Origin of the sequence: Campylobacter concisus (assembly GCF_002913545.1) — a bacterium.
Taxonomy (GTDB): Bacteria; Campylobacterota; Campylobacteria; order Campylobacterales; family Campylobacteraceae; genus Campylobacter_A; species Campylobacter_A concisus_AV.
The window spans coordinates 1-7,648 of sequence record NZ_PPBR01000005.1 but is presented as its reverse complement, the minus strand read 5'-3'; the positions used below and the strand labels follow the sequence as shown (position 1 = coordinate 7,648).

Sequence of the window (7,648 nt, the reverse complement as noted above, 5' to 3'; positions counted from 1 at the left end):
TCTCTGATATGATCTTTTAAATTTAATCTTTGGTGGCGGTTATAAAATCTAAATTCAACTTACAAAAATATCTAACAAATTTTAAAATTTCATGAGCGAGTAATTTCGGCTCTAAAATTTAAGCTAAGCGGTAAGCGAAGCCAAATTTTAGTAGTCAATTCTTGCGAGTGAGGTTTAAAATTTATCAGAGTTTCTTTGACATAAACGGCATGCAATGCAAAGCACTGAAGCATACCACCTCTAGTGAGGAGATTTGGAAATTTTAAAAAGGGGAATAAGGGGGACGGCTTCGTAATTTAAGTCCCCTTGTCCCTCTTTTGAATAAAAAGAAATTTACAAATTTAATCAAGCTATCTTTACAAATTTTAAAACTTTACTCGCTCGTAAATTTTAAAATTTGCCCGAGTTTTTAACCGCATGTTATTTGTTTCACATATTAAATTTTCACTATAATTTTTCCTGTCACAAAACATATATAATTGTGACAAACCTTGCCAAATATTAAAAACATCTTAGATATAAATTTTAGCTTCATATTTATTGCGTTTTTGGATAATTTAACTAAATAAAAGATAAATTTAGCCCATTTTATATGTTACTTTTCTACACATCATTTAATAAAATTTTTAATATATTTTTTTAAGATTAATAAAAAATAAATCTATATAATCATTTATATTTTTGATATTAAATTTACTTTCTTGCGCTCTTATAAAGGATGTCCTTTGCAAAAATTCTTTGAAGTAATTTATAATTTAAAAATTTAAGTTTCTCAAAATTTAGCCGATGTAAATCAGGTGTAAATTAAGCTTTGCAAAGTTAATATCTATTTAACTTTGTTTTAAACTTTCAAGGAGAAAAAATGAATCGACGAGATTTCATCAAAAGTGCTGCAGCTAGTGCTGCTTGTGCTAGTGCTGGCATCGCTGTGCCAAGCTCGCTAAGTGCGGCAAGCGAAGCAGAAAAAGGTTGGCGTTGGGACAAAGCTGCCTGTAGATTTTGCGGAACGGGATGTGGCATCATGGTCGCAACCAAAGAGGGCAAAATAGTAGCTGTAAAAGGTGACCCAGAAGCGCCAGTAAACCGCGGTCTAAACTGTATCAAAGGCTACTTTAACGCTAAGATCATGTACGGCGAAGACAGGATCACTCATCCACTTTTACGCGTAAATGAAAAGGGCGAATTTGACAAAAAAGGCAAATTCAAGCAAGTAAGCTGGAAGCAAGCATTTGACGTGATGGAAGCTCAGTTTAGAAAAGCTTACAACGAGCTTGGACCTCACGGTATCGGTGTGCTTGGCTCTGGTCAATACACTATCCCAGAGGGCTATACAGCAGTTAAGCTTATAAAAGGTGGCTTTAGAAGCAACAGCATCGATCCAAACGCAAGACACTGCATGGCAAGCGCAGTTGCAGGATTTATGCAAGTTTTTGGTATAGACGAGCCATCAGGCTGTTTTGACGACATAGAGCTAACGGACACTATCGTAGCTTGGGGCGCAAATATGGCCGAGATGCACCCAATCTTGTGGGCCAGGGTAAGTGACAGAAAGCTTAGCGATCCTGATAGAGTAAAAGTCGTAAATTTAAGCACCTACTCAACTAGAACATCAAATTTAGCCGATATCGAGATCATTTTTGCTCCGTCATCTGACCTTGCTATCTGGAACTACATCGCTCGTGAGATAGTTTATAACCACCCAGAGATGATAGACGAAGAATTTGTTAAAAAACACTGCGTCTTCACAGCTGGCCCAGTTGATATCGGATATGGCCTTCGTCCAGACATCCATCACAAAAAATATGCTCCAAGCGAGCTAGATACCGCTGCTACTGAAAAATCAAAAGTGCTAAGTGAGGCTGAGGGCGTTACACTTTCTTATCTTGGTTTAAAAGCTGGCGATACATTAGAAAATAAAAACGCTGCAAAAGCTGGCGATCACTGGCAAATAACATTTGAAGAGTTTAAAAAAGCTCTTGCGCCTTACACACTTGACTTTACAGCTAAGGTAGCAAAGGGCGATCCAAATGAAGATATCAATGAATTTAAGAAAAAATTAAAAGCACTTGCCGATCTTTACATCGAGAAAAACCGCAAAGTTGTTAGCTTCTGGACTATGGGCTTTAACCAACACCAACGTGGCACATGGGTAAATGAGCAAGCTTATATGGTGCACTTCTTACTTGGTAAGCAAGCACTCCCAGGCTCAGGCGCGTTTTCACTAACCGGTCAGCCAAGCGCATGCGGTACTGCAAGAGAGGTTGGAACATTCATTAACCGCTTGCCTGCTGATATGGTGGTAAATAACCCAAAACATAGAGAAATTTCAGAAAAAATTTGGAGGCTTCCGGCAGGAACGCTAAACGGTGTGCCGGGCTCTCACTACGTAAAAATGATGCGTGATCTTGAGGATGGCAAGGTTAAATTTATCTGGGTTCAAGTAAATAACCCATGGCAAAACACTGCAAACGCAAACCACTGGATCAAAGCAGCTCGTGAAATGGACAACTTCATCGTCGTAAGCGACCCTTATCCAGGAATTTCTGCAAAAGTAGCTGACCTTATCCTCCCAACTGCGATGATCTACGAAAAATGGGGCGCATACGGTAATGCTGAGAGAAGAACACAGCACTGGAGACAGCAAGTATTACCAGTGGGCGAAGCGATGCCTGATATCTGGCAGATGCTTGAGTTTAGTAAGCGCTTTAAGCTAAAAGACGTTTGGGGCGAGAAAAAGCTAAATGACAAAGTGACACTTCCAAGCGTGCTTGAAGCTGCAAAAGCTATGGGATATAGCGAAGAAGATACGCTATTTGACGTGCTTTTTGCAAATGAAGATGCTAAGAAATTTAGCGCAAATGATCCGATCATGGAAAACTACGACAATACAGAAGTCTTTGGCGATAGCAGAAAGGTGATCGGCTCTGATGGTAAAGAATTTAAAGGATATGGATTTTTCATCCACAAATATCTTTGGGAAGAGTATAGAAAATTTGGCGTTGGACATGGTCACGACCTAGCTGACTTTGACACTTACCACAGAGTAAGAGGCCTAAGATGGCCAGTCGTTGATGGCAAAGAGACTCAGTGGAGATTTAACACTAAATTTGACCCATACGCGAAAAAAGCTGCTCCAAATGATAAATTTGCATTTTATGGCAACAAAAACGCAGCCCTTCCAACAGGCGATCTAAAAGGCGTAAAAAATCAAGAGAAAACTCCTCTTGCAAACAAAGCAAAAATTTTCTTCCGCCCTTACATGGATCCATGCGAGATGCCAAGCAAAGATTACCCATTCTGGCTATGTACTGGCCGTGTCCTAGAGCACTGGCATACAGGCACGATGACTATGCGTGTTCCTGAGCTTTATAGAGCCGTCCCAGAGGCACTTTGCTACATGCACGAAGATGACGCTAAAAAACTTGGCGTGCTTCAAAATGAGATCGTTTGGGTCGAGTCACGTCGTGGCAAGGTAAAAGCAAGAGTAGATTTAAAAGGTAGAAATAAGCCGCCAGTAGGTCTTGTTTATGTGCCTTTCTTTGACGAAAACGTATTTATAAATAAAGTCTGCCTTGACGCTACTTGCCCAATCTCAAAAGAGACAGACTATAAAAAGTGCGCGGTTAAAATTTACAAGGCATAAAAGTGGCTGATATGGAAATTTCAAGTAGGCGTGAAGCTTTGAAATTTGGAGCTAAGGCAGCGATCTTAGCTCTTGGCGGAGGCTTTATATGGTCACTTAGTGCCAAAGCCTCACCGCTTATACTTCTTAGACCGCCTGGTGCGAAAGCGGAGAAGCAGTTTTTAAAGAGCTGTATTAGGTGTGGGCTTTGTGTAGAGGCCTGTCCATTTGATACGCTAAAGCTTGCAACTCTTGAAGATGGTATAAGTGTCGGTACGCCTTATTTTGAGCCCAGAAAAATTCCTTGTCATATGTGCGAGCATATCCCTTGTGTGCCAGCCTGTCCGACTGGTGCGCTGGATGCAAATTTGGTAAGCACAGCTGGCAAACTAGACATAAATAAAGCCAAAATGGGCGTTGCAGTGGTCGATATGAAAAACTGCGTGGCATACTGGGGCATACAGTGCGATGCTTGCTACAGATCCTGTCCGCTCATAGATAAGGCCTTGTATCTCGAGTATCGCCGCAACGAAAGGACGCAAAAGCATGCGTTTTTACTCCCAGTAGTTGATAGCGATATCTGCACAGGATGCGGCGTGTGCGAGCGAGCCTGTATCACCGAAAAAGCAGCCATTACCGTGCTAAACCGCGAAGTTGTGCTTGGCAAAGTTGGCGACAACTACGTCAAAGGCTGGATAAAAGAAGATGAAAGGCGCGTGGATGATGCCGATAGCAAGATAAAGCTAGACATCAAAAAGGCGACTGACTATCTAAATGGTGGTGAGCTATGAAATTTTTAATCTTAAGACGAATAACTCAAATTTCCATCCTAGTGCTATTTATCCTAGGAAATGTTTATGGAGTTAAGATACTTAGCGGAAATTTAAGCTCATCTTTGCTTTTTGGACAAATTCCACTAAGCGATCCATTTGCGGTGCTTCAAATTTTACTAGCAGGCTTTAGCGTAGGCATAAATGCAGTAATTGGCGCTATTATCGTCTTTGCATTTTACGCGCTCGTCGCTTCTAGGGCGTTTTGCTCGTGGGTTTGCCCAGTAAATTTACTAACTGACATTGCTTACAAGCTAAGAGAGAAATTTGGCTTTAAGGGTGAGAAAATTTTAAACGTAAGTAAAAATTTGCGCTACTACTTGCTAGCGCTTGCTCTTATCTTAAGCCTTGCTCTGTCAGTGCCAGCTTTTGAGAGCATTAGCTTTGTTGGTATCATCCAGCGTGGCATCATCTATGGCTCAGTTAGCGCCATTGGCATCGCTCTTGGCATAGTGGCATTTGATATGTTCGTGCTAAAGCGCGGAATTTGCTCGCACGTCTGCCCGCTTGGTGCATTTTATGCGGTGATATCAAAATTTGCACTCATCAGAGTAAAACACGACGCAGATGCCTGCACAAAGTGTATGAAGTGTAAGCTCGTCTGCCCAGAGGTGCAAGTGCTAGATATGATCGGTAAAGAGAGCCGCGCGGTTAGCTCAAGCGAGTGCATAAGCTGCGGTAGATGCATCGACGTTTGCGGCGACGGGGCGTTAAATTTTAGTATTAGAAATTTAAGGAGAGAAAAATGAAAATGAAAATAATGGCGCTTGGAGCACTATGCGCTGCCTTTTTAGCGGCATGTGCATTGAATAATCCAAGCATTAGCGATACGCAAATTGGCATTAGAAATGTCGATTTGTTAGATGATAAAGACGTTGTTTTAAAAGACATCAACTACACAAAAGAGCCAGCAGGTATGGCAAAGAGATTTGACAGATCTTTTGAAAATGCACCTCCATTTATCCCACACGACACTGAGGGTTTGGTGCCTATCACAAAAGATTCAAATATGTGCGTAACCTGCCACATGCCTGAGTTTGCAAAAGATAGCGGAGCAACTCCGATCCCAGCTTCTCACCTTTATGACATCAGAAATAAAAAAGATCTTGCTGGCAAGCTCGATGATGAGAGATATAACTGCACAACTTGCCACGTCGAGCAACAAAATGGCGTAACGCAGCTTGTTGGCAACAAATTTAAGCCTGACTTTAGAGATAAAAACGGCTCACATAAGTCAAATTTACTAGACGTTTTAAATGACGGCGTTAAGTAATGCAAAGCAGGCGAGAGCTTTTTAGCAAAATTTTGGGGGCAAAACCTGCTCCCAAATTTATAAATCCACCCTTTTTTAGCGGAGAATTTGACTGCGCTGGCTGTGAGGCTAGCTGTGTAAGTGCATGTGAAAAAGAGCTTCTTAGCTTTGAAAATGAAAGAGTTGTTTTTAAAGTTAAAAAGCTAGGCTGTGACTTTTGCGAAGAGTGCGCTAAAGCTTGTCAAAGTAGCGGCCGAAGAACACTAAATTTAAACTCACCAAAGAGCATAAACGCAAAGGTTAGCATCAATGTCGCTAGCTGCCTAGCGTGGAATGACACGATTTGCTACAACTGCCTTGATGCTTGTAAATTTAAAGCGGTTGAGTTTCTTGGTGTTTTTCGCCCTATAATCAATCAAAATTGCGTAAGCTGCGGCGAGTGCTTTGATGTTTGTTTTAAAAATTCGCTTGAGATGGAGGCTTTATGAGAGTTTTATTTTTTCTTTTTTGCTTGTTAAATTTTGTCTTTGCAAATGAGATCACAACGCCTATTAAAGAGATAGAAGCTAGTGCAAATGTGCTTAATACCACGCTGATAAATGGCAAACTTTTTATCGCAACTGATGGTGGCACGGTTGAAATTTATGATCCAAAAGAGTCTAAATTTGATGAGATCATCAAAATGGATGATATAAAAACCTACGTTAGCGACCATGAAAGGCCAAAAATTTTAAATGTCGATGAGCTCAATGGCAAGATGCTCATCCTAAGCGAGGGCGACTACGCTACAAAGGTGCTTTATATAAGAGAAAATGGGCAGATGAGAAGCATAAAAATGGCTAATCAAGCGACAAAAAAGGCACTATTTTTAGATGATGAGCATATAGCACTTGCCTCAATCAGCAATGAAATTTACTTTTTAAACCTAAAAAGTGGCGAAATTTATGATAGTTTTAAGATCTCTATCGCAATGCTCTCAGACATGGAGATAAGCGAAGATAGAGGCACGCTAGCGATCGCTTGTGAGAGTGGTAAGGTCTATTTTTACAACGTTCACACTAAAAAGATGGACAAAATTTTAGACATCCACACTGATAATATCTACGACATCGCCTATAAAAATGGCGTCATGATCAGCGGAGGCACCGACAGGATCGCTGGCATCTTCTCAGCTGGGACGCTAAAAAAGATAAATACTGGCTTTTTGGTTTATGGTGTGGGGCTTAGTAGTGACGGCAAGATCGCAGCGTATATGAGCGATGAGATGAGCGATGTAAATTTAGTTGATAGCGTCACTTTGGATAAGATCGCGATGCTAAAAACTGGTCAAAGCACGATAAATAGCATAGTTTTCATAAGCGACAACGAGGTCGTAACCTCTGCTTATGAGAAGAAAATTTTATTTTGGAGGGTTAGATGAATATTTCAAGCCTGATAGTCTATACGGATAATAAAAATGAGAGCGTAAAAGGTGAGATAAGCAAGCTAAAAGAGTGCGAGATCATCACTGACGCAGAAGATAGGATCGTGGTGGTCGTTAGCTCAGAGAGCATCGAAGATGAGATCAGAGTTTTTAAGATGATAGAGGGCATTAGCGGCGTGGTGAGCGTTGCGATGGTTTATAGCTATCAAGAAGACGCTCAGGAAAATAGAGAGAGGCTTGAAGCAAACGGCAAGATAAGTGAAATTTTAACAAGCGATGATGTAAAAGCCGAAGATATCGCATATGGCGGTAGTGTGCATTATAAGGTGAGATGAAATTTAACTCCCTTTTGGTTTGAAATTTAATCAATATGTTGATAGGTTGTCTCTTTGACACATATCCGAGCGCACGAGAACGTACTAGAAATCGTATGGCGTCTACTGCTTGAATAAAAAATAGACATGATCTTTTCACTCATCTTAATATACCTCCTATATCCCCCTTTTCCATTATATGCCTCG

General features: G+C 40.8%; 7 protein-coding genes. All 7 read left to right on the top strand.

The window, feature by feature from the left end; genetic code table 11:
- The first annotated feature begins 862 nt into the window (after positions 1-862).
- From napA to CYP05_RS00230, 7 genes are read left to right on the top strand one after another with little or no spacing between them, the layout of a single operon-like run.
- Positions 863-3,643, top strand: coding sequence for a nitrate reductase catalytic subunit NapA (gene napA, locus CYP05_RS00260; RefSeq protein ID WP_103641645.1), 2,781 nt, complete (start codon positions 863-865; stop codon positions 3,641-3,643).
- 11 nt (positions 3,644-3,654) lie between these two features.
- Entirely contained in the window at positions 3,655-4,413 is a 759-nt protein-coding gene (napG, locus tag CYP05_RS00255) for a ferredoxin-type protein NapG (RefSeq protein WP_430747654.1), read from the top strand.
- Entirely contained in the window at positions 4,410-5,201 is a 792-nt protein-coding gene (napH, locus tag CYP05_RS00250; protein ID WP_103641643.1) for a quinol dehydrogenase ferredoxin subunit NapH, read from the top strand. Before napG ends, napH begins: the two co-directional genes overlap by 4 nt.
- Positions 5,198-5,725, top strand: a complete 528-nt coding sequence (locus CYP05_RS00245) for a nitrate reductase cytochrome c-type subunit (protein WP_103569391.1) — start codon at positions 5,198-5,200, stop codon at positions 5,723-5,725. Before napH ends, CYP05_RS00245 begins: the two co-directional genes overlap by 4 nt.
- Complete coding sequence (locus CYP05_RS00240; protein WP_103641642.1) at positions 5,725-6,192, top strand: 4Fe-4S ferredoxin; 468 nt, start codon at positions 5,725-5,727, stop codon at positions 6,190-6,192. Before CYP05_RS00245 ends, CYP05_RS00240 begins: the two co-directional genes overlap by 1 nt.
- On the top strand, positions 6,189-7,124 hold the full coding sequence (locus CYP05_RS00235) for a WD40 repeat domain-containing protein (RefSeq protein ID WP_103641641.1): 936 nt from the start codon (positions 6,189-6,191) through the stop codon (positions 7,122-7,124). Before CYP05_RS00240 ends, CYP05_RS00235 begins: the two co-directional genes overlap by 4 nt.
- On the top strand, positions 7,121-7,462 hold the full coding sequence (locus tag CYP05_RS00230) for a chaperone NapD (RefSeq protein WP_002939660.1): 342 nt from the start codon (positions 7,121-7,123) through the stop codon (positions 7,460-7,462). The genes CYP05_RS00235 and CYP05_RS00230 overlap by 4 nt, the downstream gene beginning before the upstream one ends.
- Positions 7,463-7,648: the final 186 nt, after the last annotated feature.

What these genes read in the sequence shown, in the direction of transcription:
- CYP05_RS00245 (WP_103569391.1), top strand. Translation starts at nt 5,198, where the DNA reads ATGAAAATGAAAATAATGGCGCTTGGAGCACTATGCGCTGCCTTTTTA.
- CYP05_RS00230 (WP_002939660.1), top strand. Translation starts at nt 7,121, where the DNA reads ATGAATATTTCAAGCCTGATAGTCTATACGGATAATAAAAATGAGAGC.
- napA (WP_103641645.1), top strand. Translation starts at nt 863, where the DNA reads ATGAATCGACGAGATTTCATCAAAAGTGCTGCAGCTAGTGCTGCTTGT.
- napG (WP_430747654.1), top strand. Translation starts at nt 3,655, where the DNA reads ATGGAAATTTCAAGTAGGCGTGAAGCTTTGAAATTTGGAGCTAAGGCA.
- CYP05_RS00235 (WP_103641641.1), top strand. Translation starts at nt 6,189, where the DNA reads ATGAGAGTTTTATTTTTTCTTTTTTGCTTGTTAAATTTTGTCTTTGCA.
- napH (WP_103641643.1), top strand. Translation starts at nt 4,410, where the DNA reads ATGAAATTTTTAATCTTAAGACGAATAACTCAAATTTCCATCCTAGTG.
- CYP05_RS00240 (WP_103641642.1), top strand. Translation starts at nt 5,725, where the DNA reads ATGCAAAGCAGGCGAGAGCTTTTTAGCAAAATTTTGGGGGCAAAACCT.